Raw genomic sequence first — 17905 nt, forward strand, 5'->3', positions numbered from 1 at the left:
GCTCAATGTTTGGGCGGCTTTTTTTTGTCCGTGATTTGAAAAGGCCTGTCATGCAGCCAGATAAGCAACCGTTCGTTTCCATTGTCATGGCCACGTATAACCGGAGCAATATCCTCGGGTATGCGATTCAATCGGTACTCGCCAGTACTGTGCAGGATTGGGAACTGATTATTGTCGGCGATTGCTGCACCGACGATACCGCCGAGGTAGTGGCCGCGTTCGGCGACACGCGCATCCGCTTCGTGAATCTGGAGACCAATTACGGCGAGCAGACGGGGCCCAATAATATGGGCGTCAGCCTGGCGCGCGGCAAGTATCTGGCCTTTCTGAATCACGATGATTTGTGGTTGCCCGATCATTTGCAAAGCAGTATCGATCTTCTCGAACGCGCCGGGGCTGACCTGGTCTTTGGCCAGGGACTGGTGGTCTTGCCGGTGGGATATCACATGGTGGGGGCGCTGGCGGACGGCGTGCAAGCGTACCGTCCGTGGATGGACGTCCCCGCTACTCTGTGGGTCATGCGGCGTGAGCTGGCCCTGCGGATCGGGCCATGGCAGCCATCATGGGAAGTGCGCTGCTGGCCGTCGCAAGCCTGGTTGCACCGCGTGTATCGCGCGGGGCGGCCGATGCTGGCTCATCCCCGTATCGGCGCCATCCTGATCCAGTCTGGCAGCCGCAGCAATGCCTACCTCGACCGGCAGCAAAGCGAGCATGCGTTCTGGTGGGCACACATGCAAGATCCCCTCAATATTCTGCAGGCTGTCACTACGCTCTATGGCCAAGTTGCTCATGAGCGGCTGATTGCGCCGCTACAGTCTGCCGTGACGACCATAAAAGCGTTATCGCGCCGCATTTGTTATATGTTGGGGCTGTGGCCGCCGCATCCCGGCTTTTGGATAAAATATTGGCGCAAAGGAACGTTTATACGTGAATTACGGCGTCGCCGGGGATTGAAGGACATGCCGCAGCGATAGATAATACGGTTGCAATATATAAGAGCATTTTTATAAAATTTCTGGGGGTAGATCTGGTGGTTGAGAAAGATAACTGGCTGTTGGCTGGCGCGAAGCAAGATGGCGAAAGCATTACCAAGGAATGGAAGCCGAAATCGCCTTCCTTGATCGACGGCGTGATCTTTCAGGAAATCAAACCTGTCTTGACGGCGTATGGCAGCCTGACTGAAATTTTCCGCACCGAATGGGTGCCGGATGCCGCACAGATCGGCCAGATATTTGCCTCGACCCTGGAGCCGGGTGGACTGAGCGCCTGGCATGCGCACGCCATCACGACAGACCGCTTGTTCGTGGCTGCGGGCCAGATGCGCGTGGTGCTGTACGACGCGCGCGAGGATTCGCCCACCTTTGGCATGCTCAACGAATTCAAACTGGGCACCAAGCGTCCCGGCTTGCTCGTCGTGCCGCCGCGCGTCTGGCACGGCGTCCAGAATTATTGCAGCACGCCGGCCATCCTCGTCAATGCGGTGGACCATGCGTATCGCTATGATGCGCCGGATCACTGGCGCGTGCCGGCCGATTCGGACACGGTTCCCTATCGTTTTTCCAACGATAGGCATGGCTGAGATGCCGGGCCTTGCTGAACGATGCGTCTGAACCGTCTCGCGGGTTTTTCAGCCGGCCCCATCTTGTCGCTACTGTGCAGCCTTGCCACCGTGCCTGCCGTGGCCTGGCTGTTTCCGCCTGCTGACATAGGCAAGCTGGATTTTTTCATGACCGCGTGCACGGTGACCGGCTTGCTGCTGTCGCTGGGGCTGGATAAGGCTTTCCTGCATGAATACCATTACAGCACGAGCCGTAGCGGCTTGCTGAAAGCGTGCCTGTTGCCTGCCATGCTGTTGGCGCCTGTCGCACTTGCGCTGGTGCTGCTGCTTGCCGCACCGGTATCTCGACTGTTATTCGATGTGACGCAGCCTGCACTAGCCTTGCTGTTCGTTGCCGGCGTGCTGAGTGCCTTGGTCAATCGCCTGATCGCGCAGCTCTTTCGCATGCAGGAGCGCGCCTGGGTTTTCAGCCTGGCGCAGGTATTGCCGAAAATATCGCTGCTGATGCTGCTGCCGGTGTTGTGGTGGGATCCGCAGCGCAATTTTGTGCACCTGGCAAGCCTGGTCGTGGCCACCACCTGGATGGTCACGTTATGGCTGTTGTGGCATGCGCGCGAATCGCTGGCGCAAGCTTGGGCCGCCCCCGTGGACCGGGGGCTGCTGCGGCGCCTGCTTTCCGAGGCCGGGCCTCTGCTGGTGAGCGCCATTGGCTACCTGTCCATGCTGTCGGCCGGCATGGGCTTGCTGCGCTCTTTTGCTGGCTTTGACGAGCTCGGTATTTATGCGCTGGCCATGCGCGTGGCCACCGGCGCCTGGCTGGTGCAGTCCATCTTCACCATCGTATGGGTGCCGCAAGTACACAAATGGGCCGCCGCCGGTGGAGATCTATCGAATATCGAGGCCATTTGCCGCCATGCGCTGGCCATCGTGGTCGTGGGTTTTTGCCTGACGGGCACCCTGGCCTGGCTGATCGGATGGGTCTTGCCTTCCAACTATCATGGCGTCGCCTATCTGGCGGTGGCCACCGTGGGCCAGCCGCTGTTGTATGCTTTGGCAGAAGTGACAGGCGTCGGCATCAATCTGGCCCGCCGTCCTGCATTATCGATCGCCGCTTTCGCGGCAGGCTTGCTGGGTACGCTGTTGGCTGGCGCCGTGCTGGTGCCGCGTTGTGGCGCCATGGGAGCCGCCGTGGCGCAGCTGCTGGGTTTCCTCGTGTATTTTGTCGTCAAGACAGAATTAGGTATGCGCGTCTGGCGTCCGCTGCCGCGCCGTTCGATCTATCTCGGTGTTGCCCTGTTGTCTTTCCTGGCGGTGGGCCATGCGTTTTTTGCGCAGCGTATGGGGCCGCTTGCCCCGCTGGCGTGGTGCGTGCTGCTCGCGGCCGCACTGTACATTTACCGGCCTTCGCTGCGTGCCGCATTCAGGCTGCTCAGGCCCGTCCGGTAGCAGGGCTGAGAGCGTTTGCTGCCCGTCGCCGTATTGCGCTTTCCTGCTCACTCCGCGTACAATGAGAATAATTCTCATTTATAATCCGATGCGCCTGTTCTTGCCGGCCGTTGGCGACAGGAAGGGTATCGTGAGCACCGCCGAGTTAGCGCTTCAGCAGCAAGTCAGCAGTCTGTACACCGACCACCATCACTGGCTGCGTGGCTTGCTGCGCCGTAAACTCGGCAATGCCTTTGATGCGGCCGACCTGGCGCATGACGTGTACCTGCACCTGATGAAGACGGGCAGGGTGCCGCCGGCCGGGGAGTCGCGCCGCCATCTGACGCAGATCGCCAACGGCATGGTCATCGACCTGTACCGCCGCCGCCAGATCGAGGCCGCCTACCTGGAAGTGCTGGCCCTGGTGCCCGAAGCGCTGGCGCCGTCCGAGGAAGAGCGCGCGCTGGTGATCGAGGCGCTGACGGAAATCGACGCCGTGCTGCACCAGCTGCCCGCCAAGGCACGCAAGGCCTTGTTGCTGTGCAAACTCGATGGCCTGAGCTACCGCGACATTGCCACCGAATTGCAGGTGTCCGTCTCGTCCGTCGAAAAATACATCGCCGCCGGCCTGCTGGCCTGCTACCAAGCCATGCACACCCAAGGCGCCTGAACCATGGATGTGGTGATTGCACCGGTCATCGTGCAGCAGGCGGCCCAATGGATGGCGCGCCTGTGGTCCGATGACGCCAGCGACGAAGACCGGGCTGCCTGTGCCCGCTGGTGCGCCGCCCATCCGCACCACGCCATCGCCTGGCAGCGTTTGCAGGCATTCGAGGGCAAGCTGCACAGCGTGCCGCGCGACGCGGCCCGGCACGCGCTGCGCGAACCGGCGCCAGCCGCCTACCTGAACCGCCGCCGTGCCCTGAAACTACTGGCCGTGCTGCTGCCCGTGGGCGGCATGGCGTACATGCTGCGCGGCACGGATGCGTGGCAAGTGGCCACGGCAGGGCATGGCACGGCCACAGGCGAGATCCGCGAGATTACCTTGCCGGACGGCACGTGCGTGATGCTCGCTTCCGCTTCCGCCATCGATGTGCGCTTCAGCGCCAGCGAGCGCTTGCTGATACTGCGCAGCGGCGAAATCCTCGTCACGACGGCGCGCGATCCCGATCCGGCCCAGCGGCCTTTCCGCGTGCAGGGCCGCCATGGCACGGTGCAGGCGCTGGGCACGCGTTTTACTTTACGCCAAGACGAATACACGTCGCGCGTGGCCGTCTTCGAGGGTGCCGTCGAGGTGCGCCTCGCGCATGCGCCGGGCCGTCCCGTGCGCATCGACACGGGCCAGGGCGCCGTCTACTCGGCCGACATCGTGCAGTCTGGCGCACCCGCGTCCGCCAGCGCCGCGGCCTGGACCAAAGGGATGCTGGTGGCCGACAACATGCGCCTCGATGAGCTGCTTGCGGAACTGGCCCGCTACCGTCCCGGCCTGCTGCGCTGTGACCCGGCCGTGGCTAGCCTCACCGTCAACGGCGTGTTTTCCTTGCGCGATACGGACCGCGCGCTGCACAACCTGGCGCTGGCCTTGCCCGTGCAGATCGTTGCGCGCACGCGCTACTGGGTGACCGTCCAGGCCGCTGCCTGACAATTTCGCGGACCCGATTGAGGGTTTTGCATTCTCGTTCGGGATATAGGGTGAGAGCCACCCTTATCCATTGAACTTATGCACGCTTTTTCCCGTTTTTTCCATGAGTAGCCCAAGCCGCCAGGCCGGCCCGATCAGCCGGATACTGCAGCCCATCCGCGGGCGCCTGATCGCCGCCGCCGTGCTGGCCGGTACGGGTTCCATGCTGACCCTGGTGCCGCTGGCCGGCATTGCGCAGATCGCGCAAATCGCCCTGAACCCCGCGCTGGCGCGGGGTGATATGTGGCAGATCATCATCGCCAGCGTCGCCTGCCTGTTTGCCGGCATGGCCCTGACCACGCTGGGCGAGCTGGCCGCGCATCTGGCCGACAACCGCCTCACCCATCAATTGCGCCTGCAGGCCATGCAGCGCCTGGGGCAGGTGCCGCTGGGCTGGTTCACCAGCCGTGCCTCGGGCGAGGTCAAGCAGGCGATGCAGGACGATATCAATACCCTGCACAGCCTTACCGCGCACTTCTATACGACGACGGGGCGCGCCGTGGGCGCCATCGCCATCTCCGTCATCTATCTGTTCGCCATGGACTGGCGCCTGGCCATCGTTTCGATATTGCCATTTCCCGGCTTCTTCCTGTTCTTCGGCCGCGCCATGAAGGCCAGCGGCGGCAATATGGAACAATTCGTCGCCGGCATGGGACGCATCAACAATGCCGTGGTGGAATTCGTCAACGGCATCCCCGTGGTCAAGGCCTTTGGCGCCACGGGACGTGCGCACGGCAGCTACCGCGCCGCCGTCGATGCGTTTGCCGAGGCGTTTGCCGCGTTTACGCGCCCCCTGGTCGGCTCCATGGCGAATGCCAATGCGCTGATCGCGCCCGTCGCCGTGCTGGGCGTGGTGGTGCTCGCCGGCACCGTCTTCGTGGCGCTGGAGGCGATGGCGCCCATCGATATTCTGCCGTTCGCCCTCGTGGCGCCCGGCATTTCCGCACCGATGCTGCTGCTGCATTACCTCACGCATGACCTCAACAACGCCACAGGCGCGGCCCAGCGCGTGCAAGCCTTGCTCGACACGCCCGTACTGGCGCAGCCGGCGCCAGGCCAGCAGCAGTTGCCAGTCGGTACCGAGATTCGCATGGAAAATGTGGGCTATGCCTACGATGGGCACAACAAGGTGCTGTCGGACATCACGCTGACTTTGCAGCCCGGCACGGTGACGGCCATCGTCGGCGCTTCCGGTTCCGGCAAGTCGACCCTGGCGCGGCTGCTGCTGCGCTTTTTCGACCCGACAGAAGGGCGCATCACCTTGGGCGGCGTCGACCTGCGGCACATCGCCACGCCCGAGCTGTACCGGCGAATCGGTTTCGTGCTGCAGGAAGTGCGGCTGATCCACGCCAGCGTGCGCGAGAACATTGCGCTGGGCCGCCCATCGGCCAGCACGCACGAGATCGAAGCGGCGGCGCGCCTGGCGAACATCCACGAGCGCATCCTGGCCTTGCCGCGCGGATACGATTCCGTCATCGGCGAGGATGCGCAGCTGTCCGGCGGCGAGTTGCAGCGCGTCAGCATCGCCCGTGCCGTGCTGCTCGATCCGTCCGTGCTGGTGCTCGATGAAGCGACGTCCGCGGCCGACGCGGAAAACGAAGTGGCGATCCAGGATGCGTTGTCGCGCTTTGCCCAAGGCCGCACCCTGCTGGTGATCGCGCACCGGCTCGACACGGTCATGCATGCCGACAACATCGTCGTCGTCGAGAACGGCGCCATCGCCGAGCAGGGCAGCCATGCCGGCTTGCTCGCCCACCAGGGCCGCTATGCGCAACTATGGGCGCTGGGCGGCTATCAGGATTCCCAGGAAGATGCGGTGCTCCCATGCTGAAAACGTTTATTCAACTGCTGGGCGATGATGCGCCCGTGTTCCGCCGCTATTGCGCCATGGCGCTCGCATATGGCGTGCTGAGCGGGCTGACGATCACGGCGCTGGTATTGGCTCTGGGCCGGCTGCTGGCCGGCGATACGGGCGGCGCGGCCCTGTGGCTGATCGTGCTGCTGGCCGGGCTGGTCGCTTGCTGGGCCTGGCGGCGCCAGGTGGAGAAAGCGGGCGTGCGCGTGGGCGTGACGGTCTTGCAAGGGGCGCGACAGCGCCTGGGCGACCACGTGGCGCGCCTGCCCGTCGGCTGGTTTACGCCGGAGAATACGGCCAAGCTGGGCCACGTCATCACGCAAGGCATGATGAACGTCGCGCAGCTGCCTGCCCACGTGCTCACGCCCGTGATTTGCGGCGCCGTCACGCCCGTGGTCTTGCTGGCCGCGCTGTTCGCGCTGTATTGGCAGCTGGGCGTGGTCGCGCTGCTGGCGCTGCCCCTGCTGGGCGGTGCCTTGCGGCTCACGGCGCACCTGGGCCAGCGCGCCGATGATGCCTACCACCATCACTTTGCCCAGACCAGCCAGCGTCTTGTGGAGTTTGCGCAAGCGCAGTCGGTGCTGCGCGCATTCGGTGGCGCAGCTGAAGGCGGCACGCGTTTCCTGCAGCAAGCCATCGACACACAGCGCCACGCGGGCACGCGGCTCATTTACCTGTCGGCGCTGTCGTCGGTGCTCAACGCCTGGACCGTGCAAGCCATCTTCGCCGTCTTGCTGGCCATTGCCGCGAGCCTGCTCGGTACGGTAGCGGTGGCAGACGCCATCACCGTCATCGTGGCGTTGCTGCTGGTGGTGCGCTTTGTCGACCCGCTGCAGGAAGTGGCCAGCTATGGCGAAGTGCTGCGTGGCGCGCGCGGCCCGCTGGACGCTGCGCGCGATATTTTCGCCGTGCAGCCCTTGCCGGAAGCACACAAGCCGCAAGCGCCGCGCGATGCTTCGGTCGAATTGTGTGGCGTGCACTTCCGCTATGCGCCGGACCAGCCCGACGTCTTGACGGACATCAACCTGCAGATTGCGCCGGACAGCATGACGGCACTGATCGGCGCTTCCGGTTCAGGCAAGACGACCCTGGTGCGCCTGATCGCGCGCTTCTTTGACGCCAGTGCAGGCACGGTGCTGGTGGGCGGCGTCGATGTGCGCAACATGTCCAGCGAGCAATTGACCCGCCAGATCAGCCAGATCTTCCAGGACAGTTATCTGTTCCAGGGCAGCATCGGCGACAACATCCGCATCGGCAAGCCGGCCGCCAGCGATGCCGAGGTGCTGGAAGCGGCGCGCCAGGCTGGCGTGGCCGAGATCATCGCCCGCCTGCCGCAGGGACTTGCGACGCTGGTGGGCGAGGGCGGCGCGCGCCTGTCCGGCGGCGAACGCCAGCGCATCGCCATCGCGCGCGCGCTGGTCAAGGATGCACCGATTCTGCTGGTCGACGAGGCGACGGCCGCGCTCGACGCGGAAAACCAGGCCGCCATCGCCGAAGCGCTGGCGCGGCTGCGCGGCAAGCGCACGGTGATCGTCATCGCCCACCAGTTGTCGACGGTGGCCATGGCCGACCAGATTGTCGTGCTCGATGGCGGCACCCTGGGCGAGCAGGGCGCGCCAGCCATCTTGCGCGCGCAGGGCGGCCTGTATGCGCACTTCCTGGCCCAGCGCCAGGCGGCCAAAGGCTGGCGCATCGCCGCGCCCGCGCACCAGCCTGGAACGGAGTCCGGCATTTGACACACGCGCGTCTGCTTTTCCTTTTCGTGCTGCTGTGCTGCGCCTCCTTGCTGGTCGGCGCCAGGCAGATGGAGTGGGCACAACTGTTGTCATCGTCCGGCGCGCTGTCCGACGATACGTGGCTGACCCTGACGGCCAGCCGGCTGCCGCGCCTGGCGGCGCTGGTGCTGACGGGCGTGGGCCTGTCCGTGTGCGGCGTCATCCTGCAGCACATCGTGCGCAACAAATTCGTCGAGCCGGCCACGTCGGGCGGCCTCGATGCGGCCAAGCTGGGCATCCTCGTTGCGCTGACCGTGGCACCTGCGGCGGGCACGGCCGGCAAGATGGCGTTCGCGCTGGCCTTCTGCCTTGCCGCCAGCGTACTGTACGTGGCCCTGATCCGCCGCATCCGCTTCAAGAACACCATTCTGGTGCCCGTGATCGGCCTCGTGTATGGCGGCGTGCTCAGCGCCGTGGCCGAGTTTTATGCCTACCGCAACAACATCCTGCAAAGCATGCAGGGCTGGCTGCTCGGCGATTTTTCGCGCATCGTGCAGGGCAACTATGAAATCATTTATCTGATCCTGCCCATCGTTGCTTTCACGTATGTGTACGCGCAGCGTTTTACCGTGCTGGGCATGGGCGAGGGCATGGCGACCAGCCTGGGCCTGAATTATGCGGGCACGGTGGCGCTGGGCCTGATGCTGGTGGCCGTCACGGTGGCGGCCACGGTGATCACGGTGGGGGCGGTCCCGTTTGTCGGGCTGGCCATCCCGAATCTGGTGGCCTTGCGCTATGGCGACAAGCTGGAGCGCACCCTGCCCATCGTCGCCCTGTGCGGCGCGTCGCTGCTGCTGGCCTGCGACATCGCCGGGCGATTGCTGATCTATCCATTCGAGGTGCCAATCGGCCTGACGGCCGGTGGCGTGGGCGGCCTGCTGTTCCTCATCCTGATCATCCGGGGGCGGCGATGAAGCGGTTCTTGAATCAACGGATGCTGTGGCTTGCCGTGTTTGCTTTGGCGCTCGCTTTCCTCTTCCTCGGCGCCAATCTCGACTTCGATTACGTCATCCCCAAGCGCCTGTCGCGGCTGGCCGCCATCGCCATCGGCGGCGTCTGCGTGGCCGTGTCGTCGATTGTGTTCCAGACCATCGCCGGCAACCGGATACTGACACCGGCCGTCATGGGTTATGAAGCCGTGTACCTGCTGCTGCAATCGCTGCTGATCCTCGCGATGGGCATGCACAGTGTGGTGCTGCTGGGACAGAACGGCAATTTTGTCGTGTCGATTGCGCTGATGCTCGCGTATTCCTGGGCCATCCACTATTGGCTGTTTCGTGATGGTAAGAACAACGTGTATTTTCTGCTGCTGCTGGGTTTTGTGCTGACGATGGTGATCGGCACGTTTACCCAGTTCATCCAGCTGCGCATCAGCCCCGGTGAATTTGCCATCTTGCAAGGCTTCAGCCAGGCATCGTTCAACAAGGCGCAGCCTGCACAATTGCTGTACTCGGCCCTGCTGGCAGGCGCCGCCTGCGTGGCTGTCGTAAAAACTTTGCCGGCGCTCGACGTGCTGGCGCTGGGGCGCGAACAGGCGATCTCGCTCGGCATCGATTACCGGCGCATGGTGCGGCTGCAGTTGGCGCTGATCGCCGTGCTGGTGGCCGTGTCGACCAGTCTGCTGGGCCCCACGGCCTTCATGGGCATCTTTGTGGCGAACACAACATATGCCCTGGCCCGCACGGGGCGTCACCGCGCCACCTTGCCGCTGGGCTGCGCCATCGCCATCGTCATCTTTCTGGCCGCCCAGCTGCTGGTCGAGCACGTTTTCAACTACCGGACCACGGTTGGCATCCTCGTCAACCTCGTATGTGGCGCGTATTTCCTCGCGCTCATGGTCCGCACCCGGGGTACCGCATGATCCACGTCAACCATATCGAAAAAAGCTACGGCGCCAGGCGTGTGCTGGACAACGTCAGCGTGCAGTTTCCCAAGGGGAAAGTAACGTCCTTGATCGGCCCGAATGGCGCCGGCAAGACCACCTTGCTGATGCTCATCGCGCGCTTGCAGGAAGCGAATGGCGGCGAGATTGCGATAGACGGGCGCAGCATCGCGGCCATCAAGATCCAGGACTATGCGAGACTGGTGGCCACCCTGCGCCAGTCTCCCGATTTTCATTTGCGCCTGACGGTGGAAGAGCTGGTCGCCTTCGGCCGCTTTCCCTACAGCCGGGGTAACTTGACGGCGCAAGACCGGCAAGCGATCGACGAGGCCATCGCCTTTTTGTCGCTGGACAATCTGCGCCTGGCCTACGTCGATGAGCTGAGCGGCGGCCAGCGCCAGATGGCCTTCCTGGCCATGACGATTGCCCAGCAGACCGATATTTTGCTGCTCGACGAGCCGCTCAATAATCTCGACATGCAACACGCCGTGCAGATCATGCGCGCGTTGCGCCGCCTGTGCGACGAGCAGGGCCGCACCGTGATCCTGGTGATCCACGACATCAATTTCGCCGCCAATTATTCCGACCACATCGTTGCCATGCAGGGAGGCGCCGTGCGCTTTTCCGGCCCTGCCGACGAGGTCGTCACCGAGGCACGCTTGCGCGCCCTGTACGGCATCGATTTTCACATCGTGCGCAATGAGCGCGGCTGCGTCTGCAATTACTTTACCCCCACAGGAGCTTGAGATGATCTGGAACAAATCCCGCTGCGCGCTGGCCGTGCTGCTCGCCGCCATGGCCGCCCTGCAAGGCTGCACCGACAAGGTGGCCACGGCGCCGCCGGCGCCTGCCGCATCCGCATCGGAGCAGGCATTTACTCCCGTCACCATCGTGCACAAGCTGGGCACGACGGTGATCAAACATCGCCCGCAGAGGGTGGCCGTGCTCGACATGAACGAAGTCGATTTCCTCGACCAGCTGGGCGTGCCCGTGGCCGGCATGGTGAAGGATTACGTGCCGCATTTCCTCACGCGCTACAAGGACGACCAGGCCATCCGCGACCTGGGCGCCATCGTGCAGCCCAATCTCGAGCATATCCACGCGCTCCAGCCCGATCTGGTGCTGATGACGTCGATTCAGGCCAACCATTACAAGGAACTGAGCCAGATCGCACCCACCTTGCATTTCGACGTGGATTACCAGAACAGCGAAAGCAAGCATATCGAGGTGGTCAAGCAGCACTTGCTGACGCTGGGGCGTATCTTCGGCAAGGAAGGCATCGCCAACCGGAAAGCGCAGGAGCTTGACGCCAAGGTGGCGGACGCGCGCAAGGTGACCCAGGACCGTCCCGAGAAAGCGCTGATCGTGCTGCATAACAATGGTGCCTTCAGCTCATTTGGCGTGCAGTCGCGCTACGGTTTTATCTTTGAGGCGCTGGGCGTGAAACCCGCCAGTTCGGCCATCGAAGCGGGCTTGCATGGCCAGCCCATTTCCAGCGAATTCATCCAGCAAGCCAACCCCGACATCATCTATGTTGTCGACCGTACGGCCGTGATGGAACACCGTCCCGTCATGACGGCCGAACAGATGGCCAATCCGCTGCTGCGCCAGACCAAGGCCTGGAAGAACGGCCGTGTCGTCTTTGTCGATGCGGATGCCTGGTACATCACGGCGGCCAGCGTGACGTCGCTGAAGCGGGTGATCGACGACGTGCTCAGCGGTTATCAATGATATTTTCGTAATGATTCGTATTGAGATTGAGGGTTTTGCCTTTTCGTTCGGGAGATAGGGTGAGAACAAGCAATCATCCCATCTGAAAGGATTTACTGTATGACACACCGCATGGCAACGCGCCACCTTCCCGCCTTGAACCTGAGCCGCATCGCCAACGCCGTGCAACTGGCGATCATCACGGGCTTGACCGTGGGGGCGCTGGGCGTGGCGGCCCCGTCAGCCTACGCACAAGCGGGGACGGGCCAGGCCAGGCAAGCGTTCAGCGTGCCGGCCGGTGCGCTGGGCTCGGCGCTCAACACTTTCGCCGCCGAGGCGGGCGTGGAATTGACGGTCGAGGCTAGCCTGCTGCAAGGCAAGAACAGCGCAGGCCTGTCCGGCAGCTACAGCGTGCCCGAGGGTTTTTACGAATTGCTGCGCGGCCACGGCTTGCAAGCCGTGCGCGAGGGCAATGGCAGCTATACGGTACGCCGCGAAGCGGCGCACAGCGCCGCCGCCGAGGCAGCCGCCACCATGCCGGCCGTGACGGTGTGGGGCAAGGGCAACGCCGTGACGGATGCCTACGCCGGTGGGCAAGTAGCGTCTGGCGGCCGCGTGGGATTTCTGGGCGACAAGGATTTCATGGAAACCCCGTTCAACACCATCAGCTATACGGATAAATTCATCGAAGACCGGCAGGCGCGCGACATCACCGATGTGATTTCCGCCACCGACCCCACCGTCTTCAGCAGCGGCATGACGGGCATCATTGGCGAGAATTATTCGATACGGGGCTTCAGCTCGAATATCGGCGACGTCGCGTTTGGCGGCCTGTACGGCATCTCGCCCTACTACCGCACCTCGCCTGAAATGTTCGAGCGCATCGAGGTGCTGAAGGGACCGTCAGCATTGCTCAATGGCATGCCACCGGGCGGCTCGGTAGGCGGCAGCATCAACCTCGTGCCCAAGCGCGCGGGCGATACGCCGCTGGCGCGCATGACGGCATCGTACATGTCGGACGCGCAATGGGGCGGCCATGTGGACGTGGGTCAGCGGTTCGGCGAGCATAAACAGTTCGGCATCCGCGTCAACGGCGTCTACCGCGATGGCGAGGGCGCCATCGACCATCAGAAAAAGAAGACCAAGCTCGTCTCCGTGGGCCTGGACTGGCGTGGCAACGGTGCGCGCCTGTCCGCCGACCTGTACCACAGCGAGGACCGCGCCGATGGCTTGAACCGGGGCGTCAACCTGGCCCCCGGCTTGCCCGTGCCGCGTCCGCCAAAAGCGGAAACCTTGTTGAATCCCAGCTGGGCGTTCTACGATACCAAGGACAAGGGCGCCATGTTGCGCGGCGAGCTGGACCTGAACGAGCAAGTGATGGCGTATGCCGCCGTGGGCGCCAGCCGGGCCGACTACCAGTCGACGGGCGCGTACCTGATCCAGGTGTTCAACACGGCTGGCGACTACCGCACCAATCTTGCCGACCTGGGTTTTGATGTGGAAAAGCAGTCGGCGGAAGCAGGCTTGCGGGGCAAGCTGCGCACGGGCGATATCGGCCATCAATGGGCCGTCAACGCCACGTATTATCACCACACGGACAAGCAGTACGGACGCAGAAATACCCTGGAAAAAGACTGGATCACGAACATCTATAACCCCGTCTGGGGTCCGGCGACGCGCTTCGAGGCGCCGCAAATTTCCAAGGCGGAACTCCGCCTGGCCAGTATCGGCCTGGTCGACACGCTTTCTTTTGCGCAAGACAAGGTGCAACTGACGGTGGGCTTGCGCCGCCAGGAAGTGCTCAGCGATAACTTCAACATCAAGACGGGCGCGCGCACCTCGCGCTATGACGAAGGCGCCACCACGCCGGCCGTCGCCCTGCTGGTCAAGGCGAGCCAGACGATTTCCCTATATGGCAATTACATCGAAGGCTTGAGCCAGGGCGCCACGGCGCCGTTGACGGCGGCCAACTCGGGCGAGGTCTTTGCGCCATACAAGTCGAAGCAGGCGGAGCTTGGCCTCAAGGTCGACCTGGGCGAGTTCGCGCATACGGTCAGCGTGTATGAAATCAAGCGGCCCAGCAGCTATGTCGATCCCGTCAGCAATATCTTTTCCTTTGGCGGCGAACAGCGCAACCGCGGCGTCGACTGGGGCTTCTTTGGTTCGCCCCTGCGCGACGTGCGCCTGATGGGCGGCGTGGCGTATGTCGACCCGGTCTTGAGCAAGACGCCGGGCGGCGCCAACCAGGGCAAGCAGGCAGCGGGCGTGCCCAAACTGCAAGCCAAGCTCGGTGTCGAATGGGATACACCCGCCATCCCCGGCGTGACCCTGACGGCGAATGCGACGGCGGCATCGAAGCAATACATCAATGCCGACAATTCGATGTCCGTGCCGGGCCGTACCGTGTTTGATCTGGGCGCCCGCTATGCGACGAAGGCGGCGGGCCGGCCGTTGACCGTACGCGCCAGCGTGACGAACGTCGGCAACAAGGCGTACTGGGCGCTGCCGCAATGGACCAGCCTGGGCCTGGGCGCGCCGCGCACCATCATGCTGTCGGCCACAACGGAGTTTTAATCTGTCTTGTTGCTATTCGTCCGCGCCCCGCGCCAGGCTGTCCGAGCGCCGCCACGTCCACATCAGCCCGATGCCGGCCGAGGTGCCGCTGTTCTGGCGCAGCAGGGGGCTGGCGCGGTTGGCGGCGCCTGTGTAGTTGTCGTAGCGTAAAAAGGCAAAGGCGCGCCAGTCTTGGTGCAGCCGGTACGAACCGCCCAGACCCAGCCGCGTGAGCATCAGCCCGCTCTTTGCCGCATACGCTGGCCGCTGCGCCGTGGCAAACGCGGGGCTGACGCCATAAAAATAATCGTTGATGGCAGCATTGCCCAGCACGGCGCCCAGGCTGGCGTCGACATGCCATGCCTGCTGCTCGCCTTGCAGTCCATACACGAAACGCGGCTCGAACGTGGCGCCCTGGCGGCGCAGGCCGCCGCGCGCTTCGATGACGGCGCGCAAGGGCAGTTCCAAGCCCAGGCGGCTGTGCTGCGTCGGCTCGGCCAGCTTGATTTTCAGGCGCGGGCCAAATTCCACCAGGGTGCCCAGGTCGGGCATGCCGCGCCGGGCCGGCACGTCGCTGGAGCGGGCCGGCAAGGACAGGGCAAAACCGATATCGAAGTCGAGGCGGTCCGTATCGAGCAGGCGCGCGCCCACGCCCGAACGGTCGGCGCGCAACACTTTCCCGCGATAAATCAGATAGGGCAGGGCCAGGCTGCGCGTCGAGCGTTCGCTGGCGCCGGGATAGGCGGGCGTGACGGCCGTGCCGCCAAATACCCCCGCTTCCCATAAGGGCAGCGGTGCTTCGGCGGCTTGCGCCGGCGCCATGGCGGCGGAGAAGGCACAGGCGGCCAGCAAGGTGCGGGCGGTGTTCATCGAGGAAATCCGCAAGGTTTGCCGGCCTGTAGCGATTCCAGCGCCTTGTCGCTGAGGGCGCTCGATTGACCGCTTTTCTTTGCCAGCGCGATGGCGCGGCTGAAATGAAAGGCGGCCGCGTCGTCGCGGCAGGCGGCGCTGGCGGCGCGCCCGGCTTCGTGGTGCAGCCGCGCCTGCCAAGCGAAATCGCCATGGCCCAGTTCGGCATTGCCAGCGGCGTCCGCGTAGTTGCGCATCGCTTGCGCCCAGTCGCCCTGGCTGGCCGCTTCCCGCGCGAACTGCTCCTGCTGCGCCGCCGTGCGCAGTTCGATTTGCGTGGCGCAGGCGCCCAGGGCCATCAGGACGAACGGCAGGACGAGGCAAGTACGGAAGGACAGGAGTGTGGACATGGCGCCACTGTAGCGCATGGGAAGGGGCGCACGTTTGCGCTGAACGCGTGAATCTGGGCTTTTTTGTAGCACTGATGACATATAATTTGCACACGACTTTGTTATCTTTGACACATCACCGAACAGGAGCACCATGTTTTCACGTAAATTTCATTCTTGTGCACAGCTGATGCTGGCTACCTTGCTGATGGGCTTTGTCGCGGCCTCGCCTGCGCGTGCGCAGCAGGCGGCCGTCAAATTGCCGAACGTGGTGATCCTGGCAACGGGCGGCACCATCGCCGGCAGCGGCGCCGACAGCACCACCACCGTCGGCTACACCTCGGCCACCGTGGGCGTCGAACGCCTGATCGCGGCCGTGCCGGAACTGAAGAAAGTGGCAAACGTAAAAGGCGAGCAAGTATTCCAGATCGCCAGTGAAAGCATGGGCAACAGCCACTGGCTGACCCTGGCCAAGCGCATCAACGTGCTGCTGGCCTCGAACGACGTCGATGGCGTGGTCGTCACGCACGGCACCGACACCATCGAGGAAACGGCGTATTTCCTGAACCTGACCGTGAAAAGCCACAAGCCGGTCGTGGTGGTGGGCGCCATGCGTCCGTCGACGGCCATCTCGGCTGACGGCCCGATCAACCTGTACAACGCCGTGTTGCTGGCCGGTAGCAAGGAAGCCGTGGGCAAGGGCGTCCTGGTGGCCTTGAACGACCAGATCAACGCCGCGCGCGAAGTGAGCAAAACCAACACCTCGACGACCGATACCTTCAAGTCGCCGGAACTGGGCATGCTTGGCTACATCCAGGGCAGCAAGCCTTTCTTCTACCGCCAGTCGACGCGCAAGCACACCTTGGAGTCGGAATTTGACATCAGCAAGCTCGATGCCCTGCCACAAGTGGACATCGTTTACGGCTACGCCAACATGAACCGTGTCGGCATGGACGCCTTCATCGCCGCTGGCGCCAAGGGCATCATCCACGCTGGCGTGGGCGATGGCAGCGTGGCCGCACAAATGAAGCCGGCCCTGGTGGAAGCGCGCCAGAAGGGCGTGCTGATCGTGCGTTCGAGCAGAGTCGGCCAAGGCATCGTGGCGCGCAATGGCGAAGCCAATGACGATGAACTCGACAGTGTCGTCTCCGACACCCTGAACCCGCAAAAAGCCCGCATCCTGCTGATGCTGGCCCTGACCAAAACGAACAGCACGCAAGAAATCCAGCGTATTTTCTACACGTATTAATCACTGCTACGCCACACTCAGCCTTATTGGCTCAGTGTGGCTGATTTACGCTTGCCCGCTTTGCTGCCATACTTCGCTTCTGAATAATTTCCTGACAGAAGCTGCAACACTGTCTCCGGTTCATGGCCATCCTGTCCGACATCATTCTGTATCCCATCAAATCGTGCGCCGGCATCCATTTGCGCGAGGCGGTCCTGACGCGTTCAGGGCTGATGAGCGAGCACGTGTTCGACCGCGAATGGATGGTGGTCGATGAGCAGGGCCGCTTCCTGACCCAGCGCGAACATCCGCGCATGGCGCTGATCGTGCCGTCCATCAAGGCCACCACCCTGGAATTGCGCGCGCCGGGCATGCTGCGCCTGGAAATCGAGCTGGGATTGCCGCATCCGCAACACTCGCCCATGCTCGACGTGCAAGTGTGGGACGATTGCGTGCGCGCCTACGATTGCGACGACGTCACGGCCACCTGGTTTTCCAACGCCATCGGCGTGCCGTGCCGCCTGGCGCGCTTTCATCCGGACGTGGTGCGCGCCACAAGCACCAAATGGACCGATGGCGTCGCCGCCGAGACCATGTTTGCCGATGGCTACCCGGTGCTGATCGCCGGCGCCGCTTCGCTGGCCGACGTGAATGACAAGCTGCGCGCGGCTGGCCGTGACGCGCTGCCGATGAACCGCTTCCGCCCCAACCTCGTCATCGGCGATATCGGCGCCTTCGAGGAAGACTACGCCGACTTCCTGCAATTCGGCGCGACGGTGCTAAAACCCGTCAAGCCGTGTTCGCGCTGCCCGATTCCGTCGGTGGACCAGGCCACGGGCGTGCCCGGACCGGACCCGCTCGACGTCATGCATGGCTATCGCGCCAAGCCCGAGCTCGACGGCGCCATCTGCTTCGGCATGAACGCCATCGTCACCGAAGGCGGCGATGAGCGTATCGTGGTGGGGCAGGACATCGGTTTCGAACTGGCATTTTAAGCATG

16 protein-coding genes are annotated in these 17905 nt (G+C 63.6%); 14 read left to right on the forward strand and 2 right to left on the reverse strand.

Translation table 11 applies throughout. The annotated features are described in order from the left end of the window. Positions 1–50: 50 nt before the first annotated feature. The 12 genes from KO538_RS26825 (at position 51) to KO538_RS26880 (ending at position 14460) form a co-directional block, all read left to right on the forward strand. Positions 51–974 (forward strand): glycosyltransferase family 2 protein, encoded by a 924-nt coding sequence (locus tag KO538_RS26825; protein ID WP_219330180.1) that lies wholly within the window; start codon positions 51–53, stop codon positions 972–974. Positions 975–1030: 56 nt separating this feature from the next. Further along, positions 1031–1579: a dTDP-4-dehydrorhamnose 3,5-epimerase family protein gene (locus KO538_RS26830; protein WP_080698627.1), complete on the forward strand. Its 549-nt coding sequence runs from the start codon at positions 1031–1033 to the stop codon at positions 1577–1579. Between the two features lie 21 nt (positions 1580–1600). Continuing rightward, positions 1601–3004, forward strand: coding sequence for a lipopolysaccharide biosynthesis protein (locus KO538_RS26835; protein ID WP_219330181.1), 1404 nt, complete (start codon positions 1601–1603; stop codon positions 3002–3004). A 130-nt stretch (positions 3005–3134) separates the two neighbouring features. Beyond that, positions 3135–3653 carry a sigma-70 family RNA polymerase sigma factor gene (locus tag KO538_RS26840; RefSeq protein WP_219330182.1) on the forward strand — a complete coding sequence of 173 codons (519 nt, stop codon included), beginning with the start codon at positions 3135–3137 and terminating at the stop codon, positions 3651–3653. 3 nt (positions 3654–3656) lie between these two features. Continuing rightward, the gene (locus KO538_RS26845) at positions 3657–4625 is read left to right on the forward strand and encodes a FecR domain-containing protein (RefSeq protein WP_219330183.1); all 969 of its coding nucleotides are present in this window, start codon (positions 3657–3659) and stop codon (positions 4623–4625) included. Positions 4626–4728: 103 nt separating this feature from the next. Further along, on the forward strand, positions 4729–6495 hold the full coding sequence (locus KO538_RS26850; protein ID WP_219330184.1) for an ABC transporter ATP-binding protein: 1767 nt from the start codon (positions 4729–4731) through the stop codon (positions 6493–6495). Further along, positions 6489–8255: an ABC transporter ATP-binding protein gene (locus KO538_RS26855; RefSeq protein ID WP_219330185.1), complete on the forward strand. Its 1767-nt coding sequence runs from the start codon at positions 6489–6491 to the stop codon at positions 8253–8255. The genes KO538_RS26850 and KO538_RS26855 overlap by 7 nt, the downstream gene beginning before the upstream one ends. Then, entirely contained in the window at positions 8252–9208 is a 957-nt protein-coding gene (locus KO538_RS26860) for an ABC transporter permease (RefSeq protein ID WP_257620605.1), read from the forward strand. Before KO538_RS26855 ends, KO538_RS26860 begins: the two co-directional genes overlap by 4 nt. Next, positions 9205–10155 carry an iron chelate uptake ABC transporter family permease subunit gene (locus KO538_RS26865; RefSeq protein ID WP_034753294.1) on the forward strand — a complete coding sequence of 317 codons (951 nt, stop codon included), beginning with the start codon at positions 9205–9207 and terminating at the stop codon, positions 10153–10155. The genes KO538_RS26860 and KO538_RS26865 overlap by 4 nt, the downstream gene beginning before the upstream one ends. Then, positions 10152–10922 carry an ABC transporter ATP-binding protein gene (locus KO538_RS26870; RefSeq protein WP_219330186.1) on the forward strand — a complete coding sequence of 257 codons (771 nt, stop codon included), beginning with the start codon at positions 10152–10154 and terminating at the stop codon, positions 10920–10922. The genes KO538_RS26865 and KO538_RS26870 overlap by 4 nt, the downstream gene beginning before the upstream one ends. A 1-nt stretch (position 10923) precedes the next feature. Next, positions 10924–11907, forward strand: a complete 984-nt coding sequence (locus KO538_RS26875) for a siderophore ABC transporter substrate-binding protein (RefSeq protein WP_219330187.1) — start codon at positions 10924–10926, stop codon at positions 11905–11907. Positions 11908–12006: 99 nt separating this feature from the next. Further along, positions 12007–14460 (forward strand): TonB-dependent receptor, encoded by a 2454-nt coding sequence (locus KO538_RS26880; protein ID WP_219330188.1) that lies wholly within the window; start codon positions 12007–12009, stop codon positions 14458–14460. Positions 14461–14472: 12 nt separating this feature from the next. Here the strand turns inward: KO538_RS26880 and KO538_RS26885 are convergent, their stop codons facing one another. Continuing rightward, the gene (locus KO538_RS26885) at positions 14473–15309 is read right to left on the reverse strand and encodes a MipA/OmpV family protein (RefSeq protein WP_219330189.1); all 837 of its coding nucleotides are present in this window, start codon (positions 15307–15309) and stop codon (positions 14473–14475) included. Continuing rightward, positions 15306–15698, reverse strand: coding sequence for a hypothetical protein (locus KO538_RS26890; protein ID WP_139248495.1), 393 nt, complete (start codon positions 15696–15698; stop codon positions 15306–15308). Before KO538_RS26890 ends, KO538_RS26885 begins: the two co-directional genes overlap by 4 nt. Positions 15699–15831: 133 nt before the next feature. Between KO538_RS26890 and KO538_RS26895 the strand changes: the two genes are divergently transcribed. Then, entirely contained in the window at positions 15832–16926 is a 1095-nt protein-coding gene (locus KO538_RS26895) for a type II asparaginase (RefSeq protein ID WP_034753307.1), read from the forward strand. A gap of 122 nt (positions 16927–17048) precedes the next feature. Next, positions 17049–17900 (forward strand): MOSC domain-containing protein, encoded by an 852-nt coding sequence (locus KO538_RS26900; protein WP_219330190.1) that lies wholly within the window; start codon positions 17049–17051, stop codon positions 17898–17900. The last annotated feature ends 5 nt before the right edge of the window (positions 17901–17905 follow it).

The sequence above is a fragment of the Janthinobacterium sp. NKUCC08_JDC genome (assembly GCF_019345575.1).
GTDB classification, from domain to species: domain Bacteria; phylum Pseudomonadota; class Gammaproteobacteria; order Burkholderiales; family Burkholderiaceae_D; genus Janthinobacterium; species Janthinobacterium aestuarii.